Source organism: Gemmiger sp. An120 (genome assembly GCF_002160955.1).
Classification (GTDB): Bacteria; Bacillota; Clostridia; order Oscillospirales; family Ruminococcaceae; genus Gemmiger_A; species Gemmiger_A avium.
Genome location: NZ_NFLN01000019.1, coordinates 17904 through 33812, shown reverse-complemented (window position 1 = coordinate 33812; position 15909 = coordinate 17904). Strand labels below are relative to the sequence as shown.

Genomic DNA, 15909 nt, shown 5'->3' with positions numbered 1-15909 from the left:
TTGTTTATGCCCGCAGCAGCACGCCGCCCCAGGTAAGCCCCGCGCCGAATCCCGCGCAGAGCACCGTCTGGCCCGGGCACAGCTGCCCCGCCCGGCGCATTTCGTCCAGCGCGATGGGGATGCTGGCCGCCGAGGTGTTGCCGTACCGCTGCATATTCTCGTAAAACCGGGCCGGGGCCTGTTCCAGCTTTTTGGCGATGCTGTGGATGATGCGGCTGTTTGCCTGGTGCAGCACCAGATGATCCACCGCGTCCAGGGTCAGCCCGGCTTTGTCCAGCACGGCCCGGATGCACACCGGCACCGTTTCCACCGCGAACCGGAACACCGCCCGGCCATCCATGGCCAGATAGGGATCTTCCGGGCCGCCGCCGTGCAGCACCTGCCCGTCGCCCCGGGTGCCGAACACCGCCGCCCAGGGGGCCTGCGGATCCAGCCGCACCACGGCCGCACCCGCCCCGTCCCCGAACAGCACGCAGGTGCTGCGGTCGGAGAAATCCAGCAGGCTGCTGATCTTTTCCGCCCCCAGCACCAGGGCATAGGGCCCGGCCAGCTGGCCGCCCAGCAGCAGACAGCGGGCGGTTTCCAGCGCGGCCACAAAACCGGTGCAGGCGGCGTTTATGTCCAGGCACAGGGTGGTCTGGGGCAGCCCCAGCGCGGCCTGCACCTCGCAGGCCAGGGCCGGGGTACGCCGGTCAGCGGTAAAGGTGGCCGCAATACACAGGCCAACCTGCCCGGGCTGTACTCCCGCATCCTCCAGCGCCTGCCGGGCGGCACCAACCGCAAGCGAGACGGCGGTTTCCCCCTCGGCACAGAAATACCGCTGCCGGATACCGGTGCGCTCGGTAATCCAGGCGTCGCTGGTATCCAGGGTGCGGGCAAAATCCTCGTTGGTCACCCGGCGGCTTGGCAGGCAGCGCCCGGTTCCCAACAGTTGCAATCCGTTCATATCGTTTCCTTTCCGGCGCTGAGCCAGTCATTGCCCATGGCCCGGAACCGGCGCTGCCGGTGGCGGGCCGGGTCGGCCAGCTTTTCCGCCCGGCGCAGCTCATCCCGGAGCGCCGTATCCACGGTGCGCCAGAAAGCCGCCGGATCGGTGTGCGCGCCGCCGGGCGGTTCGGGCAGAATCCGGTCAATGACCTGCAGTTCCAACAGATCGGCGGCGGTGAGCTTCATCAGTTCGCAGGCTTCCTGAGCCCGGGCGCTGTCCTTCCAGAGAATAGAGGCAAACCCCTCCGGCGAGAGCACCGAATACACGGCGTTTTCCGCCATCAGCACCCGGTTGCCCATAGCCAGAGCCAGCGCCCCGCCACTGCCGCCTTCCCCCAGGATCACCGCGATCAGCGGCACCGTGAGGGTGCTCATCCGGGCCAGGCAGGCGGCAATGGCCGCGCCCTGGCCCCGGGCTTCGGCTTCCAGGCCAGGATATGCCCCCGGCGTATCCACAAAGGTCAGGATGGGGCGGCTGAATTTCTCCGCCTGTTCCATGGCCCGCAGTGCTTTGCGGTAGCCTTCCGGGGTGGGCATACCGAAATGGCAGGCCAGGTTCTGTTCCAGATCGGTTCCCTTGCGGGTGCCCAGCACCGTGACCGGGCGGCCGTGAAACAGCCCCACCCCGGCCAGCACCGCCGGGTCGTCGGCGCAAAGCCGGTCGCCCCGCTGTTCAAAGAAGTCGGTAATCAGGGCCTGCACCGCCCCGCTTACGCCGGGCCGGCCCGGCTCCCGGGCCAGGGCCACCCGCCGGGCGGCGGGAATGACGTCATTCTGCGTCACGGCGCACACCTCCTTTTTGATGCAGGCGCAGCAGCTTTGCCAGGGTGTCCCGCATTTCGTCCCGGGGCACCACCGCGTCCACAAAACCGTGCTCCTGCAGATATTCCGCCCGCTGGAATCCCGCGGGCAGCTTTTCTCCAATGGTCTGTTCAATCACCCGGGGCCCGGCAAACCCGATCAGGGCTTCCGGCTCGGCCAGGGTAATGTCCCCCAGCATGGCAAAGCTGGCGGTGACCCCGCCGGTGGTGGGATGGGTCAGGTACGCAATGTACAGCCCGCCCTTTTCCCGGAAGCGGGTTACGGCGGCGGCGGTCTTGCCCATCTGCATCAGGGAGAGAATGCCCTCCTGCATCCGGGCCCCGCCGGAGGCGCAGAAGATCACCAGCGGCAGCCGGGCTTTTTCAGCGGTCTCAGCGGCGCGGGCGATCTTCTCCCCCACGGCCACCCCCATACTGCCCATCAGAAACCGGCTGTCCAGCACCGCCACCACCACCGGCAGCCCGCCGATCCGCCCCTTGGCGGCCACGGCGGCTTCCCGCAGGCCGGTGCGGCGGCGCAGCCCTGCCAGCTTTTCCCCGTAACCGGGGAAACCCAGCGGATCGCCGGCGGCCAGATCCGGATCCAGTTCCTGAAAGGTGCCCGGATCCAGCACCATGGACAGCCGCCGGTAGGCCCCCACCGGGCGGTGGAATCCGCATTCCGGACAGACCAACCGGTTTTTCTCCCAGTGGGCCCGGGTCACCGCCGCCTTACAGCGGGGACACTGTTCAAACACCGGCGCGGCGGCCGAGAGACGGGGCGTAAAGGGGCGCTCGCCCTCCCGCCGCACCTTGAGCCGCAGCATCCGCTGCCGCCGGGCGGCAAACCAGTCATTCATTCGCTCGCCTCCTCCACGCGGCTCAGCCGCAGCAGGCTCTCCAGATTCTGTTCCAGAAAGCCGGTATCGTACTCGCCCTTAAGATAATCCGGGTGATACAGGATCATGTGGGCCAGGTCAGCCCCGGTGGGGTAACCCTCCACCACCAGCTCCTCCAGCGCCCGGCGCATCCGGCGGATGGCCTGCAGACGGGTGGGGGCATGGACAATGACCTTGGCCGCCAGGGAATCGTACCAGGGGCTCAGTTCGCAGCCGTTGTACAAAGCGGTATCCACCCGCACCCCGCAGCCGCCGGGCAGATGCAAAAACCGCGTAACCCCCGGCGCGGGCCGGAAATCATGAGCCGGATCCTCAGCGTTGATCCGCACTTCGATGGCGTGGCCGGTGAGGTTCACCTGCTCCTGCTGCACCGGCAGTTCCAGGCCGGCAGCAATCCGCAGCTGTTCCCGCACCAGATCCAGCCCTGTGACCATCTCGGTAATGGGATGCTCCACCTGAATGCGGGTGTTCATCTCGATGAAATAGTAGTTGCCCGCGCTGTCCAGCACGAACTCCACCGTACCCGCGCCCTCGTAGCCGCAGGCCCGGGCCGCCTGCACCGCGTCCCGGCCCATCCGGGTGCGCAGTTCGTCGGTAAGAGCCCGACTAGGTGATTCCTCCATCAGTTTCTGGTTGCGCCGCTGGATGGAGCAGTCCCGCTCGCCCAGGTGCACCACGTTGCCCTGGCTGTCGGCCAGGATCTGAAACTCGATATGGCGCGGATTCAGGATCAGCTTTTCCAGATACATCTCCCCGTCGCCGAAGCAGGCAACCGCCTCGGCCCGGGCTTCTTCAAAGGCGGGAATCAGGTTCTCAGGGTCATACACCCGGCGCATTCCTCGTCCGCCGCCCCCGGCGCTGGCTTTGAGCAACACCGGATACCCGATTTTCTCGGCTACCTGGGCCGCTGTTTCCGCATCGGGCACAGGGCCATCCGAGCCAGGAACCACCGGTACCCCGGCGCTTTGCATCAGCGCCCGGGCCGCGGCCTTGTTGCCCATGCGGCGGATAACATCCCCGGAAGGGCCGATGAATTTCAGCCCGCAGCGGGCACACAGGTCGGCAAAATCGGCGTTTTCCGACAGAAAGCCGTACCCGGGGTGTACCCCGTCACAGCCGCTTTCCACCGCGGCGGTAAGCACCGCCGTCTGATTCAGATAGCTGTCGGCGGCGCGGGGCGGCCCGATGCAAACCGCCCGGGTGGCCAGCTGCACCGGCAGCGACTGCGCGTCGGCGGTGGAGTACACCGCCACCGTTTCAATATCCAGTTCCCGGCAGGCGCGGATGATCCGCACCGCGATTTCGCCCCGATTGGCGATCAACACTCGTTTCAGCATGGTTTACAGCTCCCGGATGCGGAACAGCGGTGTATCAAAGCCCACCAGTTCCCCGTCTTTTGCCAGAACCGCCAGCACCTCGCAGTCGCAGGGGGCAGGCACCTGGTTGATCATCTTCATGGCCTCCAGCACGCAGACCGGTTCGCCTTTTTTCAGCCGGGCGCCCGGGGCGGCAAAGGGTGCCGCGCCCGGCTGGGGCGCCACATAAAAGGTGCCCACCAACGGGGCCTTGATGCAGGCGCCTTCCTCACCGGCCGGGGATTCCGGCGCGGCTGCAACAGTGGGAACCGACGCCGGAACCGCGGCCGGCACTGCCTGCCCGGATGCCGATTTTTCCAGCACCAGACGGGCCCCGCCTGCCTCGTATTCCAGACGGGTCAGGCCACCCGCCGTAAATTTGTCCATCAGCGCGAACAGCTCCGGCTGTGTCATGCAAAGCCCTCCTTTCGCCGCTGCCCTATCAGGCGTGGGCCTCCAGATAGTTCACGATGTCGCCCACGGTCTTCATGTTGGCCAGTTCCTCGTCCGGCACGCCGGCGCCCAGCTCATCTTCCAGCGCCATGTTCAGTTCCACTGCGTCCAGGCTGTCAGCCTCCAGATCTTCCGCCAGGCGGGCCTCCATGGTCACGTCCTCCATCTCGCAGTTCAGGGTATCCACAACAATCTTCTTGACCTTCTCAAACATAGGTAAATCCTTCTTTCCCGTATTTTTGATTCAAGCAATTTAATTAAAATTATTTAACTAAATTGTTTTAAGTATCTTACATCAGGCCGCCCGCATTTGTCAAGATAAATTTTTCGATCTTTTAGGACAAAACGAAAAAGCGCATACACGCAGGTATACGCTTTCCTGTTTTTAGCCAGCGGATAGCAAGCGATTGGATGTCTCCAAACTTCCGCTTTATTCTTGCTGAGATTCTGTAGCGTTTTCCACTTGTTGAACGCAGCATTTTCTTATACAATGGAAGCGTTCAAATGCGTTTTCCCCTTATACAATTCCATTTGTTTTCAGGGGGCACTATACAACTGTAGATTCCATATAAGGAGATGCATTTCATCCATGAAGCTCGGCATTGGCATTGATACCGGCGGCACCTATACCGATGCGGTGATCTATGATTTCGAATCCCAAGCCATTTTGGGTACTGCCAAGTCCCGCACCACCCACAACGATCTGACCATCGGCATTCTGGGGGCAATCGACAACCTTCCCCTGCCGCTTGTGCAGCAGGCCGAGGTTATCTCCCTTTCCACAACGCTGGCCACCAACGCCTGTGTGGAAAATAAAGGCGGACGGGCCAAACTCATCTTTTTCGGGGGTGACCGCAAGGTTCTGGAGCAATACGGCGCGCAATATGGGCTGCCGCCTGTTGACGAGATCTGCCTGCAGGATTCGTTCACTCATTTTTCCGGTGAGTCGGACCGGGAACCGGACTGGGAACAGTTTGCGCGGGACACCGAAACCGGTTTTGATGACCTGGACGGTGTGGGCATTGTGGAGATGAATGCTACCCGAAACGGCGCCGCCAACGAGAAAAAGGCCAAGGAACTGTTTCAAAAGAAGCATGATCTGCCGGTGGTATGCGGGCATGAGCTGTTTTCGGAGCTGAACTGCCTGCAGCGCGGCGCCAGCACCCTGCTGAACGCCGGGCTGTTCCCGGTGATCCGTGAGTTTCTGGCCAGTGTAAAACAGGCGCTTTGTGCCCGGGATATTCATCCCTCCGCCATCGTTATTGTGCGCAGTGATGGAAGCCTGATGTCCGAGGAGTTTGCCTCCCTGCGGCCGGTGGAAACGCTGCTCTGCGGCCCGGCTGCCAGCGCCATCGGCTGTATGCACCTGACCAGTGAACAAAACCTGATTGTAGTGGACATGGGCGGCACCACCACCGACCTGGCTATTATTCGGAACGGCGCCCCTATCACAGCAACCGGCGGCGTTTCTATCGGGAAATGGCGGACCTTTGTCAACGGGCTATATGTAAAAACCTTCGGGCTGGGCGGCGACAGCGCCATTCACTACCAGGGAGAAATGCTGCGGCTGGAAGAATACCGCATCATCCCGCTGTGTGTAGCGGCACAGGCCGAACCCTCCATACTGGAGAATCTGCGCCGGCTGGGTGCGCGAACGCATACCCGTTTCCTGTACGAGCATTACCGGCTCGTGCGGGATATTCACGGCAATCCCCGGTATACGCCCGAGGAACAGGCATTTTGTCAGGCTCTGGCGGAAAAGCCGCTGTTGATTGCCGACGCAGCCGCCGCGGTTGGCAAAGATGTATACACCCTGCAGATTGACCGGCTGCTCAAGGATGGGGTTGTGGAAGTCTGCGGGCTTACCCCCACCGACATCATGCATATTCGGGGAGATTTTACCGAGTATAACCGGGAAGCCGCTGTACTGGCCACTGAATTTGTTGCCTTGAATCTGGGTATTTCGGTAGATGAACTGTGTGAACGGGTATACGATGAGGTCAAGCGGAAGCTGTACCGGAATATTGTGGAAGCGCTGCTGGAAAACAAGGATTCCCGCTATTACAAAAACGGCGTATCCGCTGAAGAAAAGCGTCTGATTGATGTGGCATACGAGGATGCCAAGGCCGACGGAAACGGGCTGCTGACCAGTGCATTCCACACCAATTTTGCCCTGATCGGTGTGGGCGCCCCGATTGGGATCTTCCTTGAAGATGTGGCCCGTATGCTGGGAACGCACGCGGTGATCCCGCAAAATTACGAAATTGCCAACGCGCTGGGCGCTATCATGGGCAATACGGTTGTTTCCTGCTCGGTTGAAATCAATCCGGGCAGCAACGCGGATGGAATCTCCGGGTTCAGGGTATTCGGCACGGAAAGCAGCAGCTTTTTCAAGGAGTTGGAAGGCGCGATTGCCTATGCGCGCACCCAGGCCGAGGAGCATGCCCGGTCCGAAGCTAAAAAGCGCGGAGCCCAGGGAGAAATCACCGTTACAACGCAAGTGCATGCAAACGAAGCACAGTCCCGAACCGGTACAGTTTATCTGGGAACCGTTGTTACCGCCTGCGCTACCGCTGCCATGGGGTTCTGACAGGCTATATTTCAATATTGCGAGTTTTAGGGAGCAAGCAGGGATACACACAAAAAGGCCGTTGCCGCAGATACCGCGGCAACGGCCTTTTTATACTTACAGTTCAAATGACAAAAGCCAATAAATATCCTCGCTTTCGTCTGAAACTTCAGACTTTTTTCTCTTACTTTTTCCCATAAATACTTTATTCTGACCGGATACACTGGCAAACAGCACCGCCCAGCTCCTCTGTGGACAGGATGGTATCCCCTTTTCGGCAGATATCCGGAGTTGCCAAATGAGCGGATATAACCGTATCGATTGCCTGTTCCACTGCCTGCGCCGCGTCCGGACGATGACAGGTATACCGCAGCAGCATAGCCGTAGCTGCCAGAATCCCCAGCGGGCAAACTTTTCCCTGACCGGCCAGGTTTTCTCCGGGATAGTGCAGCTGATTCAAGGTATACAGCCCCCGCCCGTCCGGGGCAAGCTCCGCACTGCCAAGCTGGGGGGCTATGCCAGAAAGCTGTGCCAGTTCATCCGCCAGAATGTCACCGAACACATTTCCCGTCAGGATCACATCGAAGTCCTGCGGAGCCCGGATCACATCCATGGCAGCCGTATCAATAAAGCGGTGTTCCAGTGCAACCTTCGGATACTCCGCTGCAAGCCGGGTGACCGTTTGCCGCCACAGCACACTGGATGCCAAAACATTGGCCTTATCCAGACTGATCAGCCTGCCTGTGCGCTGTGAAGCAGCCTCAAACGCCCGGCGGGCCGTGTGCATCACAATTCGCTCATCGTAGTATTCCAGATCACTGGCGGACTGGCCGCACTTTCCTACTGCGTGCCGCTGCTCCCGGGCGGCCAACATTCCGCCGCGCACATCCCGAACCAGAAGAATGTCAAAACCGCCTGGAATTATCTCCGGTTTTAAGGGAGAAAGGTCAATCTGTTCGGGACGAAGCCTTACCGGCCGCAGATTTGTGGTGACCCCGAACACAGAGCGCAATTCCAGTAAGGCACGCGCAGGGTTCTTCTCTGGAGGCAGCGCGTTGTATTTGGCAGCCCCTATACTGCCGAACAATATGGCATCGCAGGATGCCGCCCGCGCCCTGACTGCGGCAGGCAGAGGATCATTCCACCGATCGATAGCCGCACCGCCGGCACAAAGATGGATTCTTTCCATCGGGATATGGTAAACACGGCCAACTGTATCCAGAAGCCGATCGGCTTCCCGGATCAGTTCCGGTCCCACCGTTTCGCCTGGAATCAGGGCTATTTTCCATTTGTTCATAGGTTGCCTCGCAATTTCATACGCAGAAAATTCAGTACCGTTTCGTCACACAGACTTCCCATTGTGGGGCTATGTTCAGCCTGGTTCCGGCCAAAAAGCCCCGCATTAGCCCCCCGGGCGCACATACTGCTGCGGGGTGGCCTTGCTGGCCATCACTTTTCCGCATCGAATCCGTTCCACACCGGTTTGCCGGTATACTCCAGAGCCGGCTCCTCACCCAGCAGCACACGGCGAGCACCCGCTGCCAGCGCCTCCATCTCGAACTCGCCTGCCATAACCGTGATAGGCGCAATAAACTGCAGGCGGCGGGTGAGCTGCTCCACCAGATACTTGTCGTGGGCAATGCCGCCGGTCAGAATGATACCATCCACCTCGCCGCAGAGAACCGCGGCCATGCTGCCCGCCGTTTTGGCGATCTGATAGATCATGGCATCGTAAATTAGCTTGGCGTAAGCACTTCCCTGCTCAATCATCCGGCAGACTTCCCGCGCATCGCTGGTTCCCAGATGGTCCACAAGACCGCCTGTTTTGGTGATTTTGTCGTACATCTCCCGCTCGGTAAATTTACCGGAGAAGCACATCTTCACAACATCCTTGACTGGAAGTGCACCGCAGCGGGTGGGTGCCATCGGTCCGTCGCCCTGCGCAATATCATTGGAGTCCACCATCTTGCCTTTTTGATGGGCCGTAACCGAAATGCCGCCGCCGATATGGCAGATGATCAGGTTCATGTCGGCATATTTTTTCCCCTTCGATGCGGCATAGCGGATGCCGATCTCTTTCTGGTTCAGCGCGTGGATCTTGCTCTCCCGATAAACGCCTTTCAAACCGGTGACGCGCGCCTCATCACAGAATTCATCCACATCAGGCGGATTGACTACAAAGGCCTGTCCGCCATATGTCCGGGCAAAATCATATGCCAGCTGTGCTCCCAAAGTAGCCGGATGCTTGACCGTGAAGCAGGTGCGTGCGTGCTCCAGCAGCTTGTCGTTTACCGTGTAAGTACCGCCGACGATATTGACCAGACCGCCGCCCCGCCCCACAAAGGCATCTGTGTTTTCCAGTGTTTGGCCTGCGTCTGCCAGTTCTTTAAGAATGGTTTCTTTCCGGTACGGGAACTGGTCCCGGATTTCCTTGAATTTTTTCAGTTCCTCCGCATCGTGGGAAACGTTGCGGCTGAATACCATCTGATCGTCCTCAAACAGGGCAATTTTTGTAGAAGTAGAGCCGGGATTAATTGCAAATATCTTCATAGGAAACTCCTTTTCTTTTGGGGTTGGGCTTATTCCAGCGGACCGGCAGCGCAGAACCCGAAACGATACCACTTATGGTGTTCCGGCATGAGCAGTGCCATACCGGGTGCTCTGCGGCGGCAGGCGTTCTCCAGAGCCTGCATGTAGGCAGGAAAGTCAAATTCTCCGTTGTGTACGAACTGCCTGCGGTTCTCTTCGCTCATGTCATTCATGGCAGCGGGAACGATTTTGAAAAAGCACTCGGTAAAATCGTAGTGATGCGGAATGACCACCTTGGGGCCAATCGCTTCCGTCAGCGCGGCAAATTCCTCAAAATCCTGTTTGGGGCTTATATGCATCAGCGCAATATCCGGCCTTAGGTCTGCCAGCCGGTATTTCTGGTCAGGCGAGGTCATCCCTGCCCAGACCAGGATGCGGGTACCGTCACCGGTCGTAATGAGGTAGTTTACAAGCTCCAGGTTGCCAAACCACATCATCTTATCCAGGGAACCATCCGGGCGGACAAAGTCCTTGCCGCTGGGGCGATAGCCCCGGGGAGACTCGGTATGCCTGCCGGTAAAGCACTCAATGGTCAAATCATCAAACCGATAGCTCTCACCGCCGCGGGTACGGTACAGTCTGGCACAGTCCAGATCCTGCACCTGGCAGAGCGGATCAGCAGAAAGATCCGGAACGAACAGATTCAAAGCCGGAAAGCGGTGCTGGAGATCGCCCACATTCTGCGCATGGTCAAAATGGATATGGCTTAACAGCAAATGGTCACATTTCTCAATTTTGTCGATTGAGAAGGGATAACAGGTGATTCCCTTGTACACACCGTCCAGGAACGGATCCAGCAGAATGTGTGTCCCACTGGAGGTTTCAATCTCAAATCCAGCTGTATTCAGCCAGCGAAGACGGACTCCATTGTTCAAAAATTCTGCGTTCATACTGTTTTTCTCCTAAAAAGGGGAAAAAGAGGGCGCGGTCAGGCGTTGACCGCGCCCCGCTGAAATGGGAGGAAGGTTGATAGTGTAATAATCAGTGCTGGAAGAGCGGGTACAGGAACCCGATCCACACCACCATCAGCGCACCGCCGATACGGGTGGAGATGGAAGCGAAGGCCAGCAGTTCCATACGGTTGCAGGCAGACAGCACCGCGATATCGCCGGAACCGCCGATATTGCAGCAGCACAGACCTGCGGTGACACCGGTCTCAAAGGCATACAGCCCAAACAGATGGCCGAACAGCATCGCGCCCAAGAACGCGCCCAGCACACCCAGGAAGATGGTGATCAGCGCCGGAACGCTGAAGTAAGAGGTTAGGTCAGTAAGGTTCATGGACTTAATGCCGATACCGGCAATCAGGGTGGGCAGCAGGGCACGGATCATGAAGTTCATGGCATTGGCACAGTAGTTGCCGATGGTGTCGTCCAGAATACCGGTGGCTTTGATGACAATGGCAATGATGATGGACCAGGCCAGACCCGCAATCACGCTGAGACCAGGCAGCTTGCCCAGCATATCACCGGCCATATAGATGGCAAAGCACATGAAAATGCCGCCGCCCAGATGCTTGTAGTTGTCGGTAGTGGCAGGGAGCTTTTTCTCCGCCTGGGTAACCATGGTCACGCCGCTGCGGCGCAGAATGGTGGGATCAGAATCCGGGGAAACCAGGCCGGCTTTCTTTTCACAAACCGCTTTGCCGATAGCCGCCATCATAACCGCAATCACATTGGCAATAGATGCATAGCACAGGAACTGACCCGCCATGCCGGTCATGTCGGTACCGGACAGGCTGGTATACAGCGCCGGGATGGTGGTCATAGCGCCGGCAGAGCCGCCGGACATGGTGGGAGCGCCCACGTTGAACAGCGCTTCGACCGGACCGTAACCAGTGACCAGACCACCCAGCACGCAGAAGCCCAGCGCAAAGACCTGCGACCCGATAATGGCCGGCAGGTAACGGGCCGTAGCGCTCAGCAGGATTTTACGATCCATGATCAGCACAGCGCCTACCAGCAGACAGGCAATGTAAGCATCCTGGAAACCGCCGTTCATCAGAACCTTTACGCCGTTCTGCAACGTATCCGGCACCAAGCCGAACAGCTTCATTGCCGACGCGCCGAACAGCGGAAGCACACAGGCGCCGCCCAGGTACTTGTTGACAATGGGGATGGTGTCGCCCAGCCAGAAGAAGATACCGCCCACCGCCATCAGAAAAGCGAAGGTGGCGATAAAGGTGGTGGCGGTCAGGCCCTCGGCCAGGGTAACAGTGGGCATAAAGCCCAGATAGGTGGCCAGCATTACGAGGATAAAGAAGGGAACAAAATGCTTGAACTGCAGGCCGCAAACTTCAAACTTGATCTTGCTCATGGTGATACCTCCAAATTATTGCCGGTGTAAATAAAATCCGTCTTTAGCCAGTGCATTGCTGTTTCTGCCCAGGGCAAAGGCTCAACGTCCGCACGCCAGTGCGGCGGCCACAATGGACATGTATTTGTCGTCTGCTGTGGCGGCGCGGGATACCAGCAGCACCGGGACCTGTGCCCCCATTACAACGCCGCCGGTTCGTCCGCCGCCCAACACCGTAATGGTCTTGGCGGCGATATTGCCGCTTACAAGGTCGGGCACAACCAACAAATCCGCATCGCCCGCCACCGGGCTTTGATACCCCTTAATTTCCGCAGCCTGCGGGTCCATAGCCAGATCGTAACTGATAGGGCCTTCCACAACGCAGCCGGGGATCCCCGCCTTTTTGATCTCATCCGCTTCAACGGTTTCTTTCATCTTGGGATTGACCTTCTCTACAGCAGCCAGGACAGCTACCTTGGGTTGCTCAACCCCCAGCGCGTGCAGCGCTTCCACGGCATTGGTGATAGCCGCTTTTTTCTGTTCCAGTGTGGGATAGGTCAGCAGCGCAGGATCGGTAATGGCAAACACCTTGTGGTAGTAGGGGCTTTCAAAGAACGCCACCAGGCTCATCACATCGTTCTTGCGGATTCCCCGCTCCCGGTTGACAAGGACTTTCATGAGGGCACCGGTTTCCAGTTTGCCCTTCATGATGCAGTCCGCCTTTCCCTCCCGGGCCAGATCCGCGGCGATCTGGGCGCAGGCAACAGGATCATCCTCCGGGATGATCTCGGCCTGCTCCGAGTCAAACATCAGCTTCGCCAGCAGTTCGCGGATTTCCGCTTCCCGGCCAATCAGCACCGGTGTTACCAAACCGTCCCGGGCGGCGGCAACCACCGCCTGCAGGGTATGTTCATCCTGCGCGGCAGCCACCGCTACACGGCGCTTGACCGGTTTGGCCCGGAGCATTTCTTTCATTTGCTCAAAATTTTTCAGCATACCGGTCACCTCATACTTCCGTAGTGGTGAAGTCCCGGGGATCCGCCACCCGTCCGGTCAGGGCGGTTACAGCGGCCACTGCAGGACTGCACAAATAGCTCAGGGTCTTTTTGGTTCCCTGCCGGCCAATAAAATTCCGGTTGGCAGTGGAAAGGATCCGCTCGTCATCGTACATAAGGCCGTAGGGCATTCCACAGCACAGGCCACAGCAGGGATGGCAGATCACTGCACCTGCCTCCACAAAGATTTGAATGTATCCCAGGCGGATAGCGTCCTTGTACACCTGATTGGTGGCAGGCACCACAATAAACCGCATATCGTCGGGTACATGCTTACCCTTCATATAACGGGCCGCCACTGCCAGATCCTCCAGGTTGCCGTTGGTGCAGCTGCCCAGGTAGACCTCGTCGATGGGAGTGCCGGCTACCTCGCTGATGGGATGTACGTTATCCACGCCCTGCGGGCAGGAAAGCTGCGGTTCCAGCTCGTCAACGGAATAGGTCAGCACTTTTTCATAGTGGGCATTCTCATCCACACAGACCCAGTCGATCTCGTTCAGCGGCATATCGTAGTAGGCCGCAGTCTTTTCATCCGCCTCAAACAAGGCGCACTTCGCACCGGCTTCCAACGCCATATTGGCAACGGTGAAACGGGCGGGCATGCTCATTTCGTGTGCAGCAGGGCCGGTAAATTCCAGGCTCTTGTACTGACCGCCGTCTGCCTTGATATCGCCCAGTATTTTCAGTATAACATCTTTGCTGAGCACGCCGTTCGGCAAATGTCCGTTCAGCACGATCTTGATGGCTTCCGGAACCTTGAACCAAAGTTCCCCGGTTGCCAGAGCCGCCGCCATCTCAGCAGTACCAATGCCGGTACAGAAGTTGCCTGCCCCGCCGTAGGTAGTGGTATGGCTGTCGGTAGCGGTTGCCACTTCGCCAGGTTTCGCGTACCGCATCTCGTGCATGATGCTATGGCAGATGCCTTCTCCCACATGCAGTTTTTTGATGCCGTAGCGGTCGCTCAGCGCCAGGCCGGCGTCATAGTGGGCGGAATCGTTGCCAGCTACAGCGGTGGGCATACAATGGTCAAAAATGATTGTGACCTTATCCGGATCGGCAATCTTTTCCACCCCCATTTTCTGCAGAGTATCCAGCAGATAAGGCGTGTAGATGTCATGAATCATGAACATATCCGGATGGGTAATCACGATATCGCCGGGCTGGATTGCGTCCACACCTGCATTGCAGCGCAGCAGCTTTTCCGCCATGGTGAAACCTTTTTTGCGGCGGGCCGCATCGTCCAGTTTATGGCATACGCTGGGCTTGAGCCCGGCCGCCACCCGCTGCTTGGTATCCGCAATCAATCCGCCGTTCTCCACAATCTGCAGCAGATTCTGCGGGATCGCGCCAAACGTAAAGCTGTGGCCGTTTGCGGTGACCTGCTTTTTTTCTACGTCCACCGTAACCATATCGCCGCCTTCACATACATCCTGGATCCCGTCGCAGGTGATCAGCAGAATGCCGGAGTTAAAGGCATTGCGGAAAAAGATCCGGGCAAAACTCTTGGCGATGATGCAGCGCACCCCATTACTGGAAAGCACGGTTGCCGCCTGTTCCCGGGAAGAACCACACCCAAAATTGGTACCTGCCACCAGGATGTCTCCCGGCTGAACGGTAGAAGCGAACTCCGGCTTGAGCAGCTCAAAGGCGTATTTTTTCATCTCTTCAATCGTGGGAATGGTTCCCCGCTTGCCAGGGATGATGGTGTCGGTGTCAATGTCGTTGCCGAATTTCCATACCTTACCGGTAAATACCGTATCCATTCTTTCGCCCTCCTTACAGCCGTCCGGTCACGGCCGCAGCCATCACGCTGGGTACCGATCCGGTATAGACTTCGCTGTCCTGCACGCCCATGCAGCCCGCATAGGTATACAGACCGGTTGTGAGCAGCTTTTCGCCTTTTCCGATGACGCCTGCGCCCTGGGTTACTACACTGTGATCCCCTACTGCGCTGATCTGGGCACCGAAATCGATAAAACGTTCGATAATTCCCTCATCCAGTGCTTTCAGGAAATCAGCGGAGGTGGCGGGGGCTACCGTCAAGCGGAAGCCCCGGGCCAGCGTCTTGCCCTCAATCAGCGAAACCGCCAGCCGCAGCTCCTCAATGGTGCCGCCCGTGTAGCCTCCGATCTGGCCAGCCTGCAGCCGCATCCCCGCCAGCACAGCCAGGGGTTGACGAACCGCGTCCTTCTGCAGTTCACGGGCGGAACACGGCATGGTGACCATCGGTACGACCCGGCTCAAATCCAGGACCAGGTCCTGGTCCTCCGTGTCGGTCACCGCAGCGGTAAAGGCGCCTGTCTCGCAGGCCATGGAGCAGAGCACCGCTTTCTGATGCGCCGTCAGCTGCGGGCCGCAGAATTCCACAGCCTTGCCGGCCAGGCACGGATTCTCACTCAGGAATGCCATAGCAGCATCCATCATGGTCACATGTTCCGGAAGTGTTCCCTCTACCCGGACAGCTACCGTCTCCGGCACAACCGTGTTGTAGTAATCATGCTCCAGTACACGAGCCAGTTCGGTAGCGCTTACATTGATGCCCAGCGCCCCCACGCTGCCGTAGATGCCAGCATGGCTGCCGCCCTGCACCACAATCTGGCCGGGACGGACTTCCTGCTCCAGCAGGTACTGATACCCTACCCCTTCTGCCTGGATGAACCGCACGTTGTTTTCGCGGGCAAAGCGGCGGATGCTGCCGAATACCCGGGCCGCTTCCGGCCGGCCAGTGGGCACATCGTGGTCAAAGATTACCCGCACCTTGTCCGGCGAGCGGACCAGGTTGGCCATCTCCACTGCGGTATGGCAGATACCGTCGTTCACCACAATCAGATCCGGTGTGATACGGGCGGGACTGCCGGCTGGGGCGCCCAGCATTTTCTCCACAAAGGTTGACATGACAGACCTCCT

The 15909-nt window shown here is 59.0% G+C and carries 14 protein-coding genes; 1 reads left to right on the top strand and 13 read right to left on the bottom strand.

Going from position 1 to position 15909, the window contains the following annotated elements; all coding sequences use genetic code 11:
* Positions 1–4 precede the first annotated feature (4 nt).
* The 6 genes from B5E65_RS13085 to acpP are packed head-to-tail and all read right to left on the bottom strand — an operon-like array spanning position 5 to position 4708.
* Positions 5–946: a 3-oxoacyl-ACP synthase III family protein gene (locus B5E65_RS13085; RefSeq protein ID WP_087172213.1), complete on the bottom strand. Its 942-nt coding sequence runs from the start codon at positions 944–946 to the stop codon at positions 5–7.
* Positions 943–1770: an acetyl-CoA carboxylase carboxyl transferase subunit alpha gene (accA, locus tag B5E65_RS13080; RefSeq protein WP_242957557.1), complete on the bottom strand. Its 828-nt coding sequence runs from the start codon at positions 1768–1770 to the stop codon at positions 943–945. The genes B5E65_RS13085 and accA overlap by 4 nt, the downstream gene beginning before the upstream one ends.
* Positions 1757–2647 carry an acetyl-CoA carboxylase, carboxyltransferase subunit beta gene (gene accD / locus B5E65_RS13075; RefSeq protein WP_087172212.1) on the bottom strand — a complete coding sequence of 297 codons (891 nt, stop codon included), beginning with the start codon at positions 2645–2647 and terminating at the stop codon, positions 1757–1759. Before accD ends, accA begins: the two co-directional genes overlap by 14 nt.
* The gene (gene accC, locus B5E65_RS13070) at positions 2644–4023 is read right to left on the bottom strand and encodes an acetyl-CoA carboxylase biotin carboxylase subunit (protein WP_087172211.1); all 1380 of its coding nucleotides are present in this window, start codon (positions 4021–4023) and stop codon (positions 2644–2646) included. The genes accD and accC overlap by 4 nt, the downstream gene beginning before the upstream one ends.
* Positions 4024–4026: 3 nt before the next feature.
* The gene (locus B5E65_RS13065; RefSeq protein WP_087172210.1) at positions 4027–4455 is read right to left on the bottom strand and encodes an acetyl-CoA carboxylase biotin carboxyl carrier protein; all 429 of its coding nucleotides are present in this window, start codon (positions 4453–4455) and stop codon (positions 4027–4029) included.
* 28 nt (positions 4456–4483) lie between these two features.
* Positions 4484–4708 (bottom strand): acyl carrier protein, encoded by a 225-nt coding sequence (acpP, locus tag B5E65_RS13060; protein WP_087172209.1) that lies wholly within the window; start codon positions 4706–4708, stop codon positions 4484–4486.
* 375 nt (positions 4709–5083) lie between these two features.
* Here acpP and B5E65_RS13055 point away from each other — a divergent pair, with 375 nt between their 5' ends.
* Positions 5084–7084, top strand: a complete 2001-nt coding sequence (locus B5E65_RS13055; protein WP_158098596.1) for a hydantoinase/oxoprolinase family protein — start codon at positions 5084–5086, stop codon at positions 7082–7084.
* Positions 7085–7268: 184 nt separating this feature from the next.
* On the opposite strand, the gene B5E65_RS13050 is transcribed toward B5E65_RS13055, so the two are convergent.
* The 7 genes from B5E65_RS13050 to B5E65_RS13020 form a co-directional block, all read right to left on the bottom strand.
* Entirely contained in the window at positions 7269–8360 is a 1092-nt protein-coding gene (locus B5E65_RS13050) for an isocitrate/isopropylmalate family dehydrogenase (RefSeq protein WP_087172207.1), read from the bottom strand.
* Between the two features lie 152 nt (positions 8361–8512).
* Entirely contained in the window at positions 8513–9613 is a 1101-nt protein-coding gene (gene buk, locus B5E65_RS13045; protein ID WP_087172206.1) for a butyrate kinase, read from the bottom strand.
* A 29-nt stretch (positions 9614–9642) separates the two neighbouring features.
* A complete protein-coding gene (locus tag B5E65_RS13040) occupies positions 9643–10542 on the bottom strand; it encodes an MBL fold metallo-hydrolase (RefSeq protein WP_087172205.1) in 900 nt (299 codons plus the stop codon).
* A gap of 91 nt (positions 10543–10633) precedes the next feature.
* On the bottom strand, positions 10634–11968 hold the full coding sequence (locus B5E65_RS13035) for a 2-hydroxycarboxylate transporter family protein (RefSeq protein WP_207754115.1): 1335 nt from the start codon (positions 11966–11968) through the stop codon (positions 10634–10636).
* Positions 11969–12049: 81 nt separating this feature from the next.
* A complete protein-coding gene (locus B5E65_RS13030; RefSeq protein ID WP_087172235.1) occupies positions 12050–12943 on the bottom strand; it encodes a phosphate acyltransferase in 894 nt (297 codons plus the stop codon).
* Positions 12944–12953: 10 nt separating this feature from the next.
* Positions 12954–14765 (bottom strand): aconitase/3-isopropylmalate dehydratase large subunit family protein, encoded by a 1812-nt coding sequence (locus B5E65_RS13025; RefSeq protein WP_087172203.1) that lies wholly within the window; start codon positions 14763–14765, stop codon positions 12954–12956.
* Positions 14766–14778: 13 nt separating this feature from the next.
* Positions 14779–15897, bottom strand: a complete 1119-nt coding sequence (locus B5E65_RS13020) for an aconitase family protein (RefSeq protein WP_087172202.1) — start codon at positions 15895–15897, stop codon at positions 14779–14781.
* Positions 15898–15909 lie beyond the last annotated feature (12 nt).

Bases quoted from the DNA above. Each gene is read 5' to 3' on its own strand.
- accC (WP_087172211.1), bottom strand. From the start codon at position 4,023: ATGCTGAAACGAGTGTTGATCGCCAATCGGGGCGAAATCGCGGTGCGG.
- acpP (WP_087172209.1), bottom strand. From the start codon at position 4,708: ATGTTTGAGAAGGTCAAGAAGATTGTTGTGGATACCCTGAACTGCGAG.
- B5E65_RS13050 (WP_087172207.1), bottom strand. From the start codon at position 8,360: ATGAACAAATGGAAAATAGCCCTGATTCCAGGCGAAACGGTGGGACCG.
- B5E65_RS13040 (WP_087172205.1), bottom strand. From the start codon at position 10,542: ATGAACGCAGAATTTTTGAACAATGGAGTCCGTCTTCGCTGGCTGAAT.
- B5E65_RS13085 (WP_087172213.1), bottom strand. From the start codon at position 946: ATGAACGGATTGCAACTGTTGGGAACCGGGCGCTGCCTGCCAAGCCGC.
- B5E65_RS13055 (WP_158098596.1), top strand. From the start codon at position 5,084: ATGAAGCTCGGCATTGGCATTGATACCGGCGGCACCTATACCGATGCG.
- B5E65_RS13035 (WP_207754115.1), bottom strand. From the start codon at position 11,968: ATGAGCAAGATCAAGTTTGAAGTTTGCGGCCTGCAGTTCAAGCATTTT.
- B5E65_RS13065 (WP_087172210.1), bottom strand. From the start codon at position 4,455: ATGACACAGCCGGAGCTGTTCGCGCTGATGGACAAATTTACGGCGGGT.
- accD (WP_087172212.1), bottom strand. From the start codon at position 2,647: ATGAATGACTGGTTTGCCGCCCGGCGGCAGCGGATGCTGCGGCTCAAG.
- B5E65_RS13025 (WP_087172203.1), bottom strand. From the start codon at position 14,765: ATGGATACGGTATTTACCGGTAAGGTATGGAAATTCGGCAACGACATT.
- B5E65_RS13030 (WP_087172235.1), bottom strand. From the start codon at position 12,943: ATGCTGAAAAATTTTGAGCAAATGAAAGAAATGCTCCGGGCCAAACCG.
- buk (WP_087172206.1), bottom strand. From the start codon at position 9,613: ATGAAGATATTTGCAATTAATCCCGGCTCTACTTCTACAAAAATTGCC.
- B5E65_RS13020 (WP_087172202.1), bottom strand. From the start codon at position 15,897: ATGTCAACCTTTGTGGAGAAAATGCTGGGCGCCCCAGCCGGCAGTCCC.